This window comes from Bradyrhizobium sp. LM2.9 (assembly GCF_054056555.1).
The window spans coordinates 6,217,966-6,234,984 of sequence record NZ_JBSRYJ010000002.1; the positions used below are offsets into that span (position 1 = coordinate 6,217,966).

Here is a 17,019-nt window from a genome sequence, read left to right on the forward strand (position 1 = left end):
ATCCCGTGCGACGAATTCCTCATTTCTTCTTGCCCGGAAATCCGCCGAGGCCCGGCAGCATCGGCTTGCCGCTCAGCCCGGTCAGTCCAGGAACATTCGGCAGACCGGTGCGAAGACCGGCCGGCAAATCCTTCGGCAAACTCGGAAGGCCGCCGCCGCCGCTCTGCATTTTTTCCTGCAGCGCCTTCATCTCTTCCGGCGAAGGCGGCTTCATGCCGCCGCCAAAGCCCATCGCCTGCGCGATACCGGCGAGCGGGCCGCGCTTGCCCGAACCCATGGCCTTCATCATGTCGGCCATGTTCCGGTGCATCTTGAGCAGCTTGTTGACCTGCTCGACGCTCTGGCCGGAACCTGCGGCGATGCGCTTCTTGCGGCTGGCCTTGAGCAAATCGGGATGACGGCGCTCGTCGCGCGTCATGGAATCGATCACCGCGACCTGGCGCTTCAAAATCTTGTCGTCGATGCCGGCGGCCGCGATCTGGTTCTTCATCTTGGCGATGCCGGGCATCATGCCCATCAGGCCGCTGATGCCGCCCATATTCGCCATCTGCGACAGCTGCTCGCGCATGTCGTTGAGGTCGAACTGACCCTTGCGCATGCGCTCGGCGGTGCGCGCGGCCTTTTCGGCGTCGATATTGGCGGCGGCGCGTTCGACCAGCGAGACCACGTCGCCCATGCCGAGGATGCGGCCGGCGATACGGTCGGGATGGAAATCCTCCAGCGCATCGGTTTTTTCACCGGTGCCGAGCAGCTTGATCGGCTTGCCCGTGACGGCGCGCATCGACAGCGCGGCGCCGCCGCGGCCGTCGCCGTCCACACGTGTGAGCACGATGCCGGTCAGGCCGACGCGCTCGTCGAAGGCGCGGGCCAGGTTGACGGCGTCCTGGCCGGTGAGGCTGTCTGCCACCAGCAGCACTTCATGCGGATTGGCGGCGGCTTTGATCGCTGCCGCTTCCGCCATCATCTCTTCGTCGAGCGTGGTGCGGCCGGCGGTGTCGAGCAGCACGACGTCGTAGCCGCCGAGCTTGCCGGCCTCCAGCGCGCGCTTCGCGATCTGAGCCGGCTGCTGGCCGGCGACGATCGGCAGCGTCGGAATGTCGAGGTCGCGGCCCAGTACGGCCAGCTGCTCCATCGCCGCGGGACGGTAGATGTCGAGCGACGCCATCAGCACCTTGCGCTTGTCGCGCTGGACCATGCGGCGGGCGAGCTTTGCGGTGGTGGTCGTCTTGCCGGAGCCTTGCAGGCCGACCATCATGATCGGCACCGGCGGCACGGAATTGACGTCGATGTTCTGGCTTTCGGCGCCGAGCATGTTGATCAGCTCGTCATGGACGATCTTGACCACCATCTGGCCTGGCGTGACCGACTTGACGACGGTGGCGCCGATCGCCTGCTCGCGGACCCGCTCGGTGAAGCTGCGCACCACTTCGAGCGCGACGTCGGCTTCCAGCAGCGCGCGGCGCACCTCGCGCATCGCGGCGTCGACGTCCTTTTCGGTCAGCGCACCGCGCCCCGTCAGACGATCGAGAATGCCGCCAAGCCGTTCCGACAGATTGTCGAACAATGCCGTTGTCCTTTTTCACCTCTCCCCGCAAGCGCGGGGGCGGGGGAGCAGAAAATCCAAACACCTTTACGCCCGAGGGCGCATAGCGCTGTCGGGCGTTGGCCTCTGGCCTCAGGGACCAGTCGGCGGGTCGAAAAGAAAGCCTTTCCGAGAAGTGGCGGGGTTAAACGCCGCTGACGCTCAAAAGTCAAGGAAAGTTAGGGGGGCGGAACGCCTTCGCCATGGTAAGTCACTGAAAAGATGATTCTTTTGACCGCAGGTTCCTTTTTCTCTGGCCCGGCCCATATGAGGGTGATGTCCTGCCGCTCCGACCAGCCCTGAAGCTTGACCCGTGAAGATCACCCGCCGCCGCCTTTTCGGACTGCTTGCCGGGGCCAGCGCGTTGGTTGGCGTGCCCTCTCTTTGGATGTCCCGCATGAAAACCTATGACGGTCCCGCCTCCGACCATTTCGACGGGCTGACCTTCTTCGATCCGGACGGCGCGCCGCCGAAATCGCTTCGCGAGGTGCTGCGCTGGCAGTTCGGCGGCAAGCGACAGCGCGCGGCCTGGCCGGACTGGGCGCCGAGCCCCCACGCCGATGCCCCGCCGGCGCGCGTCGACGGCGACAAGGTGCGGCTCTCCTTCGTCGGCCATGCCAGCTGGCTGATCCAGACCGGCGGCCTCAACATCCTCGTCGATCCCGTCTGGTCGACGCGGGTCTCGCCCGTCAGCTTCGCGGGACCGAAACGGCATAACGATCCCGGCATTGGCTTCGACAAGCTGCCGAAGATCGATATCGTGCTGGTCTCGCACGGCCATTACGATCACCTCGACATCGCGACGCTGTCGCGGCTCGCCAAGAATTTTGCCCCGCGCGTGGTCACCCCGCTCGGCAACGACGTCACGATGCGGAGTACCGATTCCACGCTCAAGGTGGAAGCCTTCGACTGGCACGATCGCGTCGAGCTCGGCGGCGGCATCGCCGTGACGCTGGTGCCGACCCGGCACTGGTCAGCGCGCGGCATGTTCGATCGCAACAAGGCGCTGTGGGCGAGTTTCGTGCTGGAGACGCCGGCGGGGAAAATCTACGTCGTCTGCGATTCCGGCTACGGCGATGGCAAGCATTTTCGCCGCGTCGCCGAGAAGTATGGGCCGTTGCGTCTCGCGATCCTCCCGATCGGCGCCTACGAGCCGCGCTGGTTCATGCGCGATCAGCACATGAATCCGGAAGATGCGGTGAAGGCGCTGGCGGATTGCGGCGCGCAAGCCGCGCTGGGGCATCATCACGGCACGTTCCAGCTGACCGATGAGGCAATCGACGCGCCGGCCAAGGCGCTGGTCGAGGCGCTGGATGCAGCGAAGATTCAGCAAGAGCGGTTCGTGGCGATGAAGCCGGGCCAGGTGGTGGAGATTTAACGTCCTGGCAAGCCGCTGGTGCCCCGGACGCAGCGCAGCGTCTCTTCGATGGTGCGCCGCAGAGCCGGGGTCCATGCTTGCGGCACGCTGGGTCCCGGCTCTGCGCAGCAGCGTTTCACGCTGCAGCGCGTCCGGGACACGAGACCTACTGCTCTTTTGGCTTGATCGCCCAGCTCACATTCACCGTCACCGACAGTGTTTCCTCGCCCGGTGCGACGGCGGCGCCGCCTGCGGCCATTGGAGCAGCGGCCATGCGGCCCTTGAACAGCGGCATCGGGGCGCCGCCTTCGGATACGCTGAGCGGCGCACCCAGCGTCACACCGGCGGCCCTGGCATAGATCTCCGCCTTGCGGCGGGCATCGGTGACCGCCTGCTCGCGGGCGTCGTCGAGCAGTTTTGAGGCCTGCGTCACCTCGAAGGAGATGTTGCCGATATCGTTGGCGCCGGCGCCGACCAGCGTGTCGATGATGCCAGCGACCTTGGTCACGTCGCGAATTTTCACGGTGACGCGGTTCGAGGCGCGGAAGCCGACCACGGGCGAGGCGCCGGTGGATTTGTTCTGGCTGTATTGCGGTTGCAGCGACAGCCGCGAGGTCTGGTAATCTTTCTCGGCAATGCTTGCGCCCTTCAGCGCCAGCAGCACCTTGCCCATCGCGGCGTTGTTGGCGTCTGAAGCTTCCTTCGCCGATTTGGCGTCGTTGGCTACGCCGGCATCGATATGCACCAGATCGGGTGCTGCGGAAACCGTGGCTTCGCCGCTCACCGTAATCGCGGGCGGAAAATCGTCGGCGAGCGCAGGCGTTGCCGGCAGCGCGGCGGCAAAGGACGTAACAAGGGAGGTAAAAAGGATGGCAGGCTTTTTCATCGGTCTCACTTCAGCGGCACGAAAACATTGATCACGAGCTTGTCCTCCGCCGTCTTCAGGGGATCGGTGAGGTACTCCTCGATGAAGGTGTCCTTGGCTTCCAGCTTCTTGTCGTCGAGGTGATTGGTGATCGCCTCGTAGGTGTTGTCCATGTTGTCGTAGGAGCCGCGATGGACAAATTTCAGGGCTTTGCCCTCCGGCGATTTGCCGACGCTCATGTCCTTGGGCAGGTTCTTCGGGTCCTGCTCGACCGGGATCTCGGCAAGGAAGGTGAAGCCGGTGTCGTCGGTCGAGGTGTAGACGATCATCGAATTGCCGGCGTGCTTGATGCCCTGCTTGTCCAGCAGCGTGTTCAGCGCCTTGAAGGCGTCGATCAGCGTGTCGAAGGCCGAGTCCCAATTGGCCGTGCCCTTGACCATCACGACCTTCTTGGGCTCGAGCGTGGCCTCCTGGCCGAAGGGATCGGCGGTCTGCACGGGAGCCGGGTTTGCGGCGGCAGCGGGCGGCGGGGCGGCGGGGCTCGGTGAGGCACTGGCTGCGGGTGAGGGCGACGTTGCAGGGCTTGGCGAAGCGCTAGGGCTTGGCGAGGCGCTGGCCCCCCGCCGGCGAGGGCGTTGCCACGGGTGCGGGCGAGGCACTTGCCGCGGGGGAGGGCGAAGCCGACGGGGCCGGCGCGGGGCTCGCTGATGTGGCCGGCGCCGGGCTCGGCGTTTGGGCCAGCGTGGCGGACAGACCAAACGACAAGGCCGCTGCCGGGATCAGCGCGGCCAAAGCGAGACGACGAAACCTGAACATTTTTACTCTCCCCAAAACCTTACGCATTAAGGCCTTGCGCACCAAGGCCTTAATCCACCAAGGGCTTAACCCGGCTGCGCGTCCCGGTTTGCGCGAATTGCGTCGTTCTAACACGCGAGCGCCGAATTCGTCCCATGACAGATGCGTCATGGCAGACGTCCTGACGTCAGGTGGCAAATCACTGGCCAAGCCGGCAAGGATCGCCATATAAGGCAGGCGAAATTCGGGAATTTTCATGAGCGCGCTGGCCAATCACGCATTTGCCAAGATGAACGGCATCGGCAACGAGATCGTCGTTGTCGACATGCGCGATTCCACCTCGCCGGTCACCCCGGACGATGCCCGCGCGGTGGCGTCGGCTCAAGGCGGCGTGCCCTACGACCAGTTGATGGTGCTGCAGAAGCCGCGGTTCGACGGCACCGAAGCCTTCATCCGCATCTACAACAATGACGGCTCCGAGGCCGGCGCCTGCGGCAACGGCATGCGCTGCGTGGTGCGGCGCCTGTTCGAGAAGACCGGCCAGACGACGGTGACGTTCGAAACCGCCGCGGGCCTGCTCAATTGCTGGCAGGGGCCGACGCCCGATCTCTATACCGTGGACATGGGCGCGCCGAAGTTCGGCTGGCAGGACATTCCGCTCGACCAGGAATTCCGCGACACCCGCTACATCGAATTGCAGATCGGTCCGATCGACAGTCCGATCCTGCATTCGCCCTCGGTGGTGAGCATGGGCAATCCGCATGCGGTGTTCTGGGTCGATGACGTCAACGCCTACGATCTCGAGCGCTTTGGTCCGCTGCTGGAAAATCACCCGATCTTCCCCGAGCGCGCCAATATCACGCTGGCCCATATCGTCGATCGCGACCACATCACGATCCGCACCTGGGAGCGCGGCGCGGGCCTCACCAGGGCCTGCGGCTCCGCGGCCTGCGCCACCGCAGTCGCGGCGGCGCGGCTGAAGCGCGCCGGGCGCAATGTCGAGATCACGCTGCCCGGCGGCAAGCTCGGTATCGAATGGCGCGAGCGCGACGACCACGTGCTGATGACGGGCACGGCGACCTTCGAATATGAAGGCAGTTTCGATCCGGCGCTGTTCGCGCCGGTCGGCTGATGGCCGTCGACATCGTCACCTTCGGCTGCCGCCTCAATGCCTTCGAGGCCGAGGTGATCCGCCGCGAGGCCGAGAGCGCGGGCCTTTCAGATACCATCGTCATCAACAGCTGCGCCGTCACCAACGAGGCGGTGGCCCAGGCGCGCCAGTCGATCCGCAAATTGAAGCGCGAGCGGCCGGGAGCGCGCATCGTCGTCACCGGCTGTGCCGCGCAGACGCAAAGCGGCATGTTCGCCGCTATGGCCGAGGTCGATCGCGTCGTCGGCAATGACGACAAGATGCGCAGCAGCGCCTGGCACGATGCGCGTGCGGCGTTTGATCTCGGTGCCAGCGAAAAAATCGCTGTCAGCGACATCATGGCAGTGAAGGAGATGGCGCCGCATCTTATCGACGGTTTTGCGAGCGGCTTGCCGCGCGTGTTCGTGCAGGTGCAGAACGGCTGCGACCATCGCTGCACCTTCTGCATCATTCCGTTCGGGCGCGGCAATTCGCGCTCGGTGCCGATGGGCGCCGTCGTCGATCAGGTGCGGGCGTTGGTCGAGCGCGGCCATGCCGAGATCGTGCTGACCGGCGTCGATCTCACCAGTTACGGCAGTGATCTGCCGGGCGCACCGAAACTCGGGATGCTGACGAAGCAGATTTTGCGGCATGTGCCGGAGCTCAAGCGGCTGCGCATCTCTTCGATCGATTCGATCGAGGCAGATCGTGATCTGTTAGATGCCATCGCCGACGATTCGCGGCTGATGCCGCATCTGCATCTGTCGCTGCAGTCCGGCGACGACATGATCTTGAAGCGCATGAAGCGGCGGCATTCGCGTGGCGACGCAATTGCGTTCTGCGACCAGGTGCGCCGTCTGCGGCCGGACATCGCGTTCGGGGCCGACATCATCGCGGGCTTTCCGACCGAGACCGAGGAGATGTTCTCGCGCTCGCTCGATCTGGTCGAGGAATGCGGACTGACTTTCCTGCACGTCTTCCCCTATTCGCCACGCCCCGGCACGCCGGCCGCGCGGATGCCGCAGGTCGCGGGGCCAGTCATCAAGGAACGCGCGAAGCGGCTACGTGCGGCGGGCGAAGCGGCATTGCGCCACCGGCTGCAAGCCGAGATCGGCGCCACGCGTGAAGTGCTGATCGAGAGCGCGGAGCAAGGACGGACGGAGCATTATCTGCCGGTGGCGATTGGGGGCGAAGAGGTGGGAAGCGTCGTGCCGCTCAGAATTACGGCTAGTGATGGCGAGCGGTTAGCCACATAGTCAGTGACGTCGCCCGGCTTGACCGGGCGACCCAGTACGCCGCGGCCCCTCCGTACCTCACGAATGTCTCTGGAATACTGGATCACCCGCTTTCGCGGGTGACGACATCTTCAACTTGGTACGCAGCGTACGCCTACAACGCCCGCACCTGCCAGAACCTGAGCGTCCGCCGCGCATTCTCCGGCGTCATGCGTGCGTAATGGCCTTGCGCCCTCGCGATGTCCGCCGGCTTCATCGCGCCCGTCGCAAAACGGCTTTCGAGCACGGCGGCGGTGGTCTCCCAGCTGAGCTGTGCCGCCTTGCACGGCACCAGCAGGCCGTCCTCGCGCAGGCTCTGCATCAGTGGGCGAATCACTTCGACGGTCGATCCGGACAGTGCCGCCAACGCCGCCACGGCTTCTTCATAGCGCCGCTGCGTGGCGAAGCCGAGCAATGTCGTCTCGGTCAGCTGGCCGCCCGCCTTGAGGTTTGCAATTGCCCGTTTGGCACCTTCGAAGTCGCGGACCCCCGACATTTCGCGCTCGACGCCGACGGTGACCGCTGCAATCGCGCCCTGGATCTCGTCGAACAGATGCGTCGGCGCGCGCGACAACAGGCGGGTGCGCACGGCGTCGGTCGCCGAGCGCAGCAACTCGCGGCGCAGATCCGATGGCAGGTCGACGCGGACGCCGACGCTGACGGCGAGTTCGGGATCGGCCTCGGCCTGTCCGACGATGACGGCAAATCCGTTGCCGGAAACGCGCGCGCCGGGATTGGCGGCAAGTCGCCGGCTGACGCTGGGATAGCGCCGCGCCAGCAGCGCATCGGTGACGATCTCCTTCAGCCACCAGCGCCCGGCGACCGCGAGCAGATGCGGCTCGCCTTTGCTCGATGCGATCTTCACCAGCTCGCCATCGTCGAGGCGCGCGGATTCCTGGAGCACGGGACCGGCGATGCGGATCTCGTCATTGTTGGCGAGGCGGCGGATGACCGATGGCGGCGCCTGCGCGATCGGCGCGAGCTGCGCGCTGATCTCGGCGAGAGCAACGCGCGCGGCCATGTCGGCGATGGCCCGGAGCTCGATGGTGCCGATCAGGCGCTCGAGCACGTCGTCGAACAGTGCGATCTGCTCGTCGTCAAAGCTGCCGGCGGAGGACAGGAACAGGTCGGTGACGCGGCGGGCGGTTGCCAGGCCCTTTTCCGCGGAGCCTGTCCGAAGCGCGCACTCGACCTCGTCGATGATCGATAACCCGGCCGTGGACATGACGCGCAGCTCGTCCTGAGCAGATTGACGGAAGCTTGTTCTAAGCAACCGCCATCATTAGGGACGAGCACTGAACGTTTCGTAAACTATAGGGAGCGCGGCGGGCACTGCTCCTCATCCTGAGGAGCCCGCGAAGCGGGCGTCTCGAAGGATGGCCGCAGGGCGAGATGCGGGCCTGCATGGTTCGCCCGGCGATGCAAGGCATCGTCCGGAGACGCGTTCCGCGCTCCTCACCATGAGGGTCTGAAATGGCTATTCTCCGTTCCACCCGCAGGCGCGGAGCCGCTCGTGCATGTGGGGCGGGGCCGGCGCCACGACGCGGACCGGCTCCTTATTCCGGGAGATCGGCACCACGATCTCGCGGGAATGCAGGTGCAGTTTCGGTTCCCCGAAACGCGGGCCGTTGCCGTAAATGTTATCGCCAAAGATCGGCCATCCCGTCGACGCCGAATGCACCCGCAATTGATGGGTCCGCCCGGTCACAGGTTCCATGGCGAGCCAGGTGAGGCCATTGCCCCGGCCCATCACCTTCCAGTTGGTGACCGCCTTCTGGCCTTCCGGATCCGGCTTCTGCCACCAGCCACGTTCGGCATTGAGGCGGCCCAGCGGCATATCGACGATGCCTTCGTCCTGGGCGGGGCCGCCCTCGACGATGGTCCAGTAGGTCTTGCCGATCTTGCCATGCTTGAACAGCAGGCCGAGCGAGGCGGTCGCCTTGCGATGACGGCCGAGGATGAGGCAACCGGAGGTGTCCTTGTCCAACCGGTGGGCCAGCACCGGCGGCCGCGGCAGGCCGAAACGGAGCGCGTCGAAGGAAGTTTCCAGATTGGCGCCACCCTTGGGGCCGCGATGCACCGGCAGGCCGGCCGGCTTGTCGATGACCAGCATCAATCCGTCGCGATGGAGCACGCGCGCCAGGATTTCATCAGCGGTCAATTCGGGAACATCGAGCAATTGCAGGACTTTCGGTCAAGACTTTCGTTTGGGAGCCGGAACGGCTAACACACCGCCACCATGAACGATACCACCCCCGAGACCCCCAAGCTGAGCTGGTGGCGCCGCCTGTCCGACGGGCTGAAGCGCACCTCGTCCTCGCTCGGGACCGCGGTCGCCGACCTCGTCACTAAGCGCAAGCTCGACCGCGCCATGCTCGACGACATCGAGGACGTGCTGCTGCGCGCCGACCTCGGCACCGCTCGGTCGCGGTGCGGATTGCGGAGGCCGTCGGCACGGGGCGCTACGACAAGGCGATCTCGGCGGACGAAGTCAAGGACGTCGTCGCGATCGAGGTCGAGAAGGTGCTGGCGCCGGTGGCGAAGCCGCTCGAGATCGACGCCGGCAAGAAGCCCTTCGTCATCCTCGTGGTCGGCGTCAACGGCTCCGGCAAGACCACCACCATCGGAAAACTCTCGCAAAAATTCGCGTCCGAAGGCCGTAAGGTGATGCTGGCCGCCGGCGACACGTTTCGCGCCGCGGCGATCGAGCAGCTCAAGGTTTGGGGCGAACGCACAAAGACGCCCGTCATCTCAGGCGCGCAGGGCTCGGATTCAGCGAGCCTCGCCTTTAACGCGCTGACGGCGGCGAAGGAGCAGGCCGTCGACGTGCTCCTGATCGACACCGCCGGTCGGCTTCAAAACAAGGCCGAACTGATGAACGAGCTCGAAAAGGTCGTGCGGGTCATCCGCAAGGTGGACGCGACTGCGCCCCATGCGGTGCTGCTTGTGCTGGATGCCACCGTCGGGCAGAACGCGCTCTCGCAGGTCGAGGCCTTCCACCGCACGGCAGGGGTCACCGGCCTCGTGATGACGAAGCTCGACGGCACCGCCCGCGGCGGCATTCTGGTGGCGCTCGCGGAAAAATTCAAACTGCCGGTGCACTTCATCGGCGTCGGCGAAGGCGTCGACGATCTCGCGCCGTTCACCGCGCGCGACTTCGCCCGCGCCATCGCCGGAATCGAATCGTAGGTTTCTATCGTCATGCCCCGCGCAGGCGGGGCATCCAGTACGCCGCGCCGTTAGTTGTGGATCACAAGCGTCTCGGAATACTGGATCCCCCGCCTCCGCGGGGGATGACAGCAACAAAGGTCAAAGAATGGACAAGACCCAGCCGCATCCGTTGTTCAAGCTTGCGACCGAGCTCGGCCCGCTACTCGTATTCTTCTTCGTGAATGCGAAGTTCAATCTGTTCGCCGCGACCGGCGCTTTCATGGTCGCGATCGTCATTGCGATGATCGCCTCCTATGTGGTGACGCGGCACATCCCGATCATGGCGATCGTGACAGGCGTCATCGTGCTGGTGTTCGGCACGCTGACCCTGGTGCTGCACGACGAGACTTTCATCAAGCTCAAGCCGACCATCATCTACGCCCTGTTCGCCGCGATCCTCGGCGGTGGCCTGTTGTTCGGTCGCTCCTTCATCGCCGTCATGTTCGACCAGATGTTCAACCTGACGCCGCGGGGCTGGCGCATCCTCACACTGCGCTGGGCGCTGTTCTTCGCCGGCATGGCGGTGCTGAACGAGATCGTCTGGCGCACCCAGAGCACGGACTTCTGGGTGAACTTCAAGGTGTTCGGCGTCACCCCGCTGACCATGGTCTTCGCCATCGCCCAGATGCCGCTGACCAAGCGTTATCACCTCGAGCCGGCGTCGCTGGAAGCGAGCGAGGCCGAGGCGGGGGATGTGCGGAAGGGTTGAATTTTCCCAACTCGTCATGCGAGCGAAGCGAAGCAATCCAGAATCCCTCCGCGGAGACAGTCTGGATTGCTTCGTCGCAAGGGCTCCTCGCAATGACGGTGACTATTTCAGCGCCTTCTCCATCTGCGGCAACAACACCGTCCGCAGATTGTCCGGCGTGATCGGTCCCACCATCTTGTAGACGATGGTGCCTTCGCGTCCGACGACAAACGTCTCCGGCACGCCATAGACGCCCCATTCGATCGAGGCGCGGCCGTTGGCGTCCACGCCGACGTGGCCGAACGGGTTGCCGTAGCGCCCGAGGAAGCGCCGCGCGTTGTCGGCGGCGTCCTTGTAGTTGATGCCGACGAGCTGGAAACGTTTGTCTTTTGCCAATTCGGTCAGGAGCGGCGCCTCGTCGTGGCACGGCACGCACCAGGACGCCCAGACATTGACGAGGCTGACCTTGCCCTTGAATGCGGCGGGATCGAGGCCGGGGATCTGCGCGTTGTCAGCCTGCAATCCATCGAGCGGCGGCAGCGTGGTTTGCGGCGCGGGACGACCGATCAGCGCGGAAGGAATCCGCGAGGGATCGCCGCTGCCGAGCCGGAACCAGAATAACAACGCCAAGCCGATGAAGGCGATCAGCGGCAGCACCATCAGGAAGGTGCGGCGCTGCGGCGGAGCGGACGTCGGTTGATCGCTCGTCATCGCTGATCACTCCCGCTGCGCCCGGAACGGCGGGTGATGCCGCTGCGGTCGAGATCGCGCAAGCGCTGGGTCTGGCTACGGTAGTCGAGCACGATCCAGCCGATCAGGATCACGACCACGAGGGCGGCTGCCGCGTAGGACGTCACGATGAAGGGCGCGTAGGGACCAAGCGACATCGTCATGCAGCCCCAATTTCGTTTGACGCGTTTTCTTTACGCGAACCGGTGCCCACTTCGCTTGAAAACGCTACACGGCTCGCCTGCATCATTTGCAGGGAGCGGACACGGCGGCGCAAAATCTCGTTGCGCATCGCAGCCAGATGCAGCGTGACGAACAGCAGCGTGAACGCGATCGCCATCACCAGCAACGGGATCAAGAAGGATTTGTCGAGCGACGAGCCGCCCATCCGCATCACCGATGCCGGCTGGTGCAGCGTGTTCCACCAATCGACCGAGAACTTGATGATGGGCAGGTTGATCGCACCGACTAGGGTCAGCACGGCCGCGGCGCGCGCCGCGCGGGAGGGATCGTCGACCGCGCGCCACAGCGCCATCAGGCCGAGATACATGAGGAACAGGATCAGCACCGAGGTCAGCCGCGCGTCCCATTCCCAATAGGTGCCCCACATCGGCCGGCCCCACAGCGAGCCCGTCAGCAGCGCAAGAAAGGTGAAGGCGGCGCCGATCGGGGCTGCAGCTTTGGCGGCGACATCGGCGAGCGGATGCCGCCACACCAGCGTGCCGAGCGAGGCCAGGCTCATCACGCCCCACACGAACATCGACAGCCAGGCATTGGGCACGTGGATGAACATGATCTTCACCGTCGCGCCCTGCTGATAGTCGTCGGGCGCGCAGGCCGATTGGTAGAGCCCGATCGCGAGCAGGATGACAGTCGCGGCCGCAAGCCATGGCAACACCCGCGCCGTCAGCGCGAGGAACCGTGTGGGGTTGGCGAGGTCGATCAGCGTCATGGTGTTCTGATAATCACAGGTAAGCGCTCAGGCAATCAGCACGAAAGTCCGGAGCGAAAGTTGATCGGGGTCAAGGTCAGTCCAGTCCATGCTTCAGGCTCGCCGCGGCCGCGAAAGGGCCGACCACGAGGCTGACCAGCGACAGCGCGCACAGGATCGAGAACGGCGCGCCGAACGTCATGGGTCCGACGATCACGGCCTGCGAGGCCGCGACCCCGAAAATCAGGACCGGAATCGACAGCGGCAGCACCAGGACGGCCATCAGCAAGCCGCCGCGGTGCAGCGTCACCGCCAGCGCCGCGCCGATCATGCCGGTAAACGTCAGCGCCGGGGTGCCGGCCAGCAGCGTCAGCGCCACCGCGCCGGTTGCGACCATGTCGAGGTTGAGCAACAGGCCGAGCACGGGGGTTGCGACGATCAGCGGCAGGCCGGCGGCGAGCCAATGCGCCAGCGCTTTCGACGCGCAGGCGAGTTCCAGCGGTGTCCGGCTCATGGTGATCAGGTCGAGCGAGCCGTCCTCGTGGTCGGCCATGAACAGCCGGTCGAGCGTCAGCAGACTCGCCAGCAGCGCGCCCAGCCACAGGATCGCCGGCCCGAGCCGCGACAGCAGCGCCAGATCCGGCCCCACCGCAAACGGCATCAGCACCACCACAGTCAGGAAGAACAACACGCCAATCAGCGCCCCGCCGCCGACGCGAAGCGCGATCCGGATGTCCCGGCGAATGAGGGCGAACAGGGCGGTCATGGGGTGGCTCTCGCAAGGCAGCGGCGGAAGGACGAGGCTAGACCCGACCGCGTGGAAATCTGAGGGTCGGACCGTCTCATGCCACACCCCCGATCCGAAGCTCCCGCGAATCGATGCCGAGCGGGGCGTGCGTGGCGGCGATGATCAGGCCGCCGCAGCTGAGGTGCTCGCGCATCAATCCGGAAAACATGTCCTGGCCGGCGACATCCAGCGCCGTGGTCGGCTCGTCGAGCAGCCAGACCGGACGGCGGACCGTCAGCAGGCGGGCCAGCGAGAGCCGGCGGCGCTGGCCGGCGGACAGGAAGGCGGCCGGCAGATGGGCGGCGTGGTCGAGGCCGACGATGGCGAGGCTTTCGACGGGGTCAAAACGCTCGCCGCCGAGAAAATCGGCCCAGAATGCCAGATTCTCCGCCGCGCTCAGGGCCGGCTTCAGGGCGTCGCGATGACCGAGATAGTGGCACTGCTCCGGCAGGGTGAGCTCGGCATCGCCTCCGTCCAGCGCGATCGTGCCGCCCGCCGGAACGAGCAGGCCCGCGATCAGCCGCAGCAGCGACGTCTTGCCCGATCCGTTGCGGCCCACGACCGCCACGGCTTCGCCGGAGCCGGCCTCGAAATCGAGCCCGGAAAACACGTCGCGTCCGCCCCGCACGCAAATCACCCCGCGTCCGGAAAGCTGCATCGTGCCTCGTATCAATCCGCTCAAGCCAGGCCTCAGGAAATCTTGGGGTAGCGCATGGGAATTTTTGGCTCGCGAATTGCTGCGGCACCATTGTGGCTGTGGCGGCGCCGTTAGAAAGCTTCTATAAGCCCGGAACTACTTGATGCAGCAACTTAACCTGCCCCTGCAAGCGACCTAGCCGGAATCGCTGACGGTGTTAAAATACCCCTTGCCGGGTATAACTAACAATTGGGATTTCCTTTCATGACCTCGCTCGACAGCTTCAAATGCAAAAAGACCCTCAAGGTCGGCGCCAAGACCTATGTCTATTACAGCCTGCCCACGGCCGAGAAGAATGGTCTGAAGGGAATTTCCAAACTTCCCTATTCGATGAAGGTTTTGCTCGAGAACCTGCTCCGCAACGAGGACGGTCGCTCGGTCAAGAAGGAAGACATCGTCGCGGTGTCGAAATGGCTGCGCAAGAAGTCGCTGGAGCATGAGATCGCGTTCCGCCCGGCTCGCGTGCTGATGCAGGATTTTACCGGCGTGCCGGCGGTGGTCGACCTCGCTGCGATGCGCAACGCGATGCAGAAGCTTGGCGGCGATGCCGAGAAGATCAATCCGCTGGTGCCGGTCGATCTCGTTATCGACCACTCCGTGATCGTGAACTTCTTCGGTGACAACAAGGCTTTCGGCAAGAACGTCACCGAGGAATACAAGCAGAACCAGGAGCGCTACGAGTTCCTGAAGTGGGGCCAGAAAGCGTTCACGAACTTCTCCGTCGTGCCGCCCGGCACCGGCATCTGCCACCAGGTCAATCTCGAATATCTCTCGCAGACGGTCTGGACCAAGAAGGAAAAGATGACGGTCGGCAAGAAGACCGGCACCTTCGAGGTCGCCTATCCCGACTCGCTGGTCGGCACCGACTCCCACACCACCATGGTCAACGGTCTCGCCGTGCTCGGCTGGGGCGTCGGCGGCATCGAGGCGGAAGCCTGCATGCTCGGTCAGCCGCTGTCGATGCTGCTGCCGACCGTCGTCGGCTTCAAGCTGAAGGGCGCGATGAAGGAAGGCGTCACCGCGACCGACCTCGTGCTGACAGTGACGCAGATGCTGCGCAAGCTCGGCGTCGTCGGCAAGTTCGTCGAGTTCTTCGGCCCCGGCCTCGACCATCTCTCCGTCGCCGACAAGGCGACCATCGCCAACATGGCGCCCGAATACGGCGCGACCTGCGGCTTCTTCCCGGTCGACGCCGCTGCGCTCGATTATCTCAAGACGTCCGGCCGCGCCCCGGCGCGGGTCGCGCTGGTGCAGGCCTATGCCAAGGCGCAGGGACTGTTCCGCACCGCCAAGTCGGCCGATCCGGTGTTCACGGAGACGCTGACGCTCGACCTCGGCGACGTCGTGCCTTCGATGGCCGGTCCGAAGCGTCCCGAAGGCCGCATTGCGCTGCCGTCGGTCGCCGAAGGCTTTTCCCTCGCCCTCGCCAGCGAATACAAGAAGACCGACGAGCCGGCGAAGCGCTTTGCCGTCGACGGCAGGAACTTCGACCTCGGCCATGGTGACGTCGTGATCGCGGCGATCACCTCCTGCACCAACACCTCGAATCCGAGCGTGCTGATCGGCGCCGGTCTGCTGGCGCGTAACGCCGCCGCGAAGGGCCTCAAGGCGAAGCCGTGGGTGAAGACCTCGCTCGCCCCGGGCAGCCAGGTGGTGGCGGCCTATCTCGCCGATTCCGGTCTCCAGGCCGATCTCGACAAGGTCGGCTTCAACCTGATTGGCTTCGGCTGCACCACCTGCATCGGCAATTCCGGCCCGCTGCCCGAGGAGATCTCGAAGTCGATCAACGACAACGGCATCGTCGCGGCTGCCGTGCTCTCCGGTAACCGCAACTTCGAAGGCCGCGTCTCGCCGGACGTGCAGGCGAACTATCTGGCCCTCGCCGCCGCTCGTCGTCGCCCACGCGCTCGCGGGCAGCGTCACCAAGAACCTGGCCGTCGAGCCGCTCGGCGAAGGCAAGGACGGCAAGCCGGTCTACCTGAAGGACATCTGGCCGACGACGAAGGAGATCAACGCCTTCATGAAGAAGTTCGTGACCGCGGCGATCTTCAAGAAGAAGTATGCCGACGTGTTCAAGGGCGACACCAACTGGCGCAAGATCAAGACGGTCGAGAGCGAGACCTATCGCTGGAACATGAGCTCGACCTATGTGCAGAACCCGCCCTATTTCGACGGCATGAAGAAGGAGCCGGAACCGGTCACCGACATCGTCGAGGCGCGCATCCTCGCCATGTTCGGCGACAAGATCACCACCGACCACATCTCGCCGGCCGGTTCGATCAAGCTCACCTCGCCCGCGGGCAAATACCTCAGCGAGCACCAGGTGCGTCCGGCCGACTTCAACCAGTACGGCACGCGGCGCGGCAACCATGAAGTCATGATGCGCGGCACCTTCGCCAATATCCGCATCAAGAACTTCATGCTCAAAGGTGCGGACGGAAATATCCCCGAAGGCGGCCTAACCAAGCACTGGCCCGACGGCGAGCAGATGTCGATCTACGACGCCGCGATGAAGTACCAGCAGGAGCAGGTCCCGCTGGTGGTGTTCGCGGGCGCGGAATACGGCAACGGCTCCTCGCGCGACTGGGCCGCGAAGGGCACCCGTCTGCTCGGCGTGCGCGCCGTGATCTGCCAGAGCTTCGAGCGCATCCACCGCTCCAACCTGGTCGGCATGGGCGTGCTGCCGCTGACCTTCGAGGACGGCACCTCCTGGTCGTCGCTCGGTCTGAAGGGCGACGAGAAGGTCACGTTGCGTGGTCTCGTCGGCGATTTGAAGCCGCGCCAGAAGCTGACCGCGGAGATTGTCTCCGGCGACGGCTCGTTGCAGCGCATTTCGCTGCTTTGCCGCATCGATACGCTCGACGAGCTCGAATACTACCGCAACGGCGGCATCCTGCACTACGTGCTGCGCAAGCTCGCGGCGTAAGCGCGGATTTGTGAACGGTGGCTCACTGCGAAGTGAGTAGTAGGTTACA

13 protein-coding genes and 3 pseudogenes are annotated in these 17,019 nt (G+C 64.9%); 6 read left to right on the forward strand and 10 right to left on the reverse strand.

Annotated elements, in window-relative coordinates; translation table 11 throughout:
- Positions 1-19: 19 nt before the first annotated feature.
- Entirely contained in the window at positions 20-1,564 is a 1,545-nt protein-coding gene (gene ffh, locus ACVWW3_RS32045) for a signal recognition particle protein (protein ID WP_456651996.1), read from the reverse strand.
- Between the two features lie 331 nt (positions 1,565-1,895).
- On the opposite strand from ffh, the gene ACVWW3_RS32050 reads away from it, so the two are divergent.
- Positions 1,896-2,960, forward strand: a complete 1,065-nt coding sequence (locus tag ACVWW3_RS32050; RefSeq protein WP_456651995.1) for an MBL fold metallo-hydrolase — start codon at positions 1,896-1,898, stop codon at positions 2,958-2,960.
- 145 nt (positions 2,961-3,105) lie between these two features.
- Here the strand turns inward: ACVWW3_RS32050 and ACVWW3_RS32055 are convergent, their stop codons facing one another.
- Positions 3,106-3,825, reverse strand: a complete 720-nt coding sequence (locus ACVWW3_RS32055) for an SIMPL domain-containing protein (protein WP_456651994.1) — start codon at positions 3,823-3,825, stop codon at positions 3,106-3,108.
- A 5-nt stretch (positions 3,826-3,830) separates the two neighbouring features.
- Positions 3,831-4,620, reverse strand: a pseudogene (locus ACVWW3_RS32060) (GyrI-like domain-containing protein).
- 235 nt (positions 4,621-4,855) lie between these two features.
- On the opposite strand from ACVWW3_RS32060, the gene dapF reads away from it, so the two are divergent.
- On the forward strand, positions 4,856-5,731 hold the full coding sequence (gene dapF / locus ACVWW3_RS32065) for a diaminopimelate epimerase (RefSeq protein WP_456651992.1): 876 nt from the start codon (positions 4,856-4,858) through the stop codon (positions 5,729-5,731).
- Complete coding sequence (gene mtaB / locus ACVWW3_RS32070; RefSeq protein ID WP_456651991.1) at positions 5,731-6,984, forward strand: tRNA (N(6)-L-threonylcarbamoyladenosine(37)-C(2))-methylthiotransferase MtaB; 1,254 nt, start codon at positions 5,731-5,733, stop codon at positions 6,982-6,984. The genes dapF and mtaB overlap by 1 nt, the downstream gene beginning before the upstream one ends.
- Positions 6,985-7,117: 133 nt before the next feature.
- Here the strand turns inward: mtaB and ACVWW3_RS32075 are convergent, their stop codons facing one another.
- Together ACVWW3_RS32075 and ACVWW3_RS32080 are read right to left on the reverse strand one after the other, a co-directional pair.
- Entirely contained in the window at positions 7,118-8,227 is a 1,110-nt protein-coding gene (locus tag ACVWW3_RS32075; RefSeq protein ID WP_456651990.1) for a DUF2336 domain-containing protein, read from the reverse strand.
- Between the two features lie 252 nt (positions 8,228-8,479).
- On the reverse strand, positions 8,480-9,181 hold the full coding sequence (locus ACVWW3_RS32080; protein ID WP_247444093.1) for an RluA family pseudouridine synthase: 702 nt from the start codon (positions 9,179-9,181) through the stop codon (positions 8,480-8,482).
- Positions 9,182-9,241: 60 nt separating this feature from the next.
- Between ACVWW3_RS32080 and ftsY the strand changes: the two are divergent.
- Together ftsY and ACVWW3_RS32090 are read left to right on the forward strand one after the other, a co-directional pair.
- Positions 9,242-10,191: pseudogene (gene ftsY, locus ACVWW3_RS32085) on the forward strand (signal recognition particle-docking protein FtsY).
- A gap of 127 nt (positions 10,192-10,318) precedes the next feature.
- Positions 10,319-10,921 (forward strand): septation protein A, encoded by a 603-nt coding sequence (locus ACVWW3_RS32090; RefSeq protein ID WP_456651988.1) that lies wholly within the window; start codon positions 10,319-10,321, stop codon positions 10,919-10,921.
- 102 nt (positions 10,922-11,023) lie between these two features.
- Here the strand turns inward: ACVWW3_RS32090 and ACVWW3_RS32095 are convergent, their stop codons facing one another.
- From ACVWW3_RS32095 to ccmA, 5 genes are all read right to left on the reverse strand, one after another.
- Positions 11,024-11,611 carry a DsbE family thiol:disulfide interchange protein gene (locus ACVWW3_RS32095; RefSeq protein ID WP_456651987.1) on the reverse strand — a complete coding sequence of 196 codons (588 nt, stop codon included), beginning with the start codon at positions 11,609-11,611 and terminating at the stop codon, positions 11,024-11,026.
- The gene (gene ccmD, locus ACVWW3_RS32100) at positions 11,608-11,793 is read right to left on the reverse strand and encodes a heme exporter protein CcmD (protein WP_456651986.1); all 186 of its coding nucleotides are present in this window, start codon (positions 11,791-11,793) and stop codon (positions 11,608-11,610) included. The genes ACVWW3_RS32095 and ccmD overlap by 4 nt, the downstream gene beginning before the upstream one ends.
- The gene (locus ACVWW3_RS32105; RefSeq protein WP_456651985.1) at positions 11,790-12,581 is read right to left on the reverse strand and encodes a heme ABC transporter permease; all 792 of its coding nucleotides are present in this window, start codon (positions 12,579-12,581) and stop codon (positions 11,790-11,792) included. Before ACVWW3_RS32105 ends, ccmD begins: the two co-directional genes overlap by 4 nt.
- A 76-nt stretch (positions 12,582-12,657) precedes the next feature.
- Positions 12,658-13,326, reverse strand: coding sequence for a heme exporter protein CcmB (gene ccmB / locus ACVWW3_RS32110; protein ID WP_354048371.1), 669 nt, complete (start codon positions 13,324-13,326; stop codon positions 12,658-12,660).
- 76 nt (positions 13,327-13,402) lie between these two features.
- The gene (gene ccmA / locus ACVWW3_RS32115) at positions 13,403-14,005 is read right to left on the reverse strand and encodes a heme ABC exporter ATP-binding protein CcmA (RefSeq protein ID WP_456651984.1); all 603 of its coding nucleotides are present in this window, start codon (positions 14,003-14,005) and stop codon (positions 13,403-13,405) included.
- Positions 14,006-14,248: 243 nt separating this feature from the next.
- Between ccmA and acnA the strand changes: the two are divergent.
- A pseudogene (gene acnA / locus ACVWW3_RS32120) lies at positions 14,249-16,970 on the forward strand (aconitate hydratase AcnA).
- The last annotated feature ends 49 nt before the right edge of the window (positions 16,971-17,019 follow it).

Bases quoted from the DNA above. Each gene is read 5' to 3' on its own strand.
- ACVWW3_RS32095 (WP_456651987.1), bottom strand. From the start codon at position 11,611: ATGACGAGCGATCAACCGACGTCCGCTCCGCCGCAGCGCCGCACCTTC.
- mtaB (WP_456651991.1), top strand. From the start codon at position 5,731: ATGGCCGTCGACATCGTCACCTTCGGCTGCCGCCTCAATGCCTTCGAG.
- ccmB (WP_354048371.1), bottom strand. From the start codon at position 13,326: ATGACCGCCCTGTTCGCCCTCATTCGCCGGGACATCCGGATCGCGCTT.
- ccmA (WP_456651984.1), bottom strand. From the start codon at position 14,005: ATGCAGCTTTCCGGACGCGGGGTGATTTGCGTGCGGGGCGGACGCGAC.
- ACVWW3_RS32055 (WP_456651994.1), bottom strand. From the start codon at position 3,825: ATGAAAAAGCCTGCCATCCTTTTTACCTCCCTTGTTACGTCCTTTGCC.
- ACVWW3_RS32090 (WP_456651988.1), top strand. From the start codon at position 10,319: ATGGACAAGACCCAGCCGCATCCGTTGTTCAAGCTTGCGACCGAGCTC.
- ACVWW3_RS32105 (WP_456651985.1), bottom strand. From the start codon at position 12,581: ATGACGCTGATCGACCTCGCCAACCCCACACGGTTCCTCGCGCTGACG.
- dapF (WP_456651992.1), top strand. From the start codon at position 4,856: ATGAGCGCGCTGGCCAATCACGCATTTGCCAAGATGAACGGCATCGGC.
- ACVWW3_RS32075 (WP_456651990.1), bottom strand. From the start codon at position 8,227: ATGTCCACGGCCGGGTTATCGATCATCGACGAGGTCGAGTGCGCGCTT.
- ccmD (WP_456651986.1), bottom strand. From the start codon at position 11,793: ATGACGATGTCGCTTGGTCCCTACGCGCCCTTCATCGTGACGTCCTAC.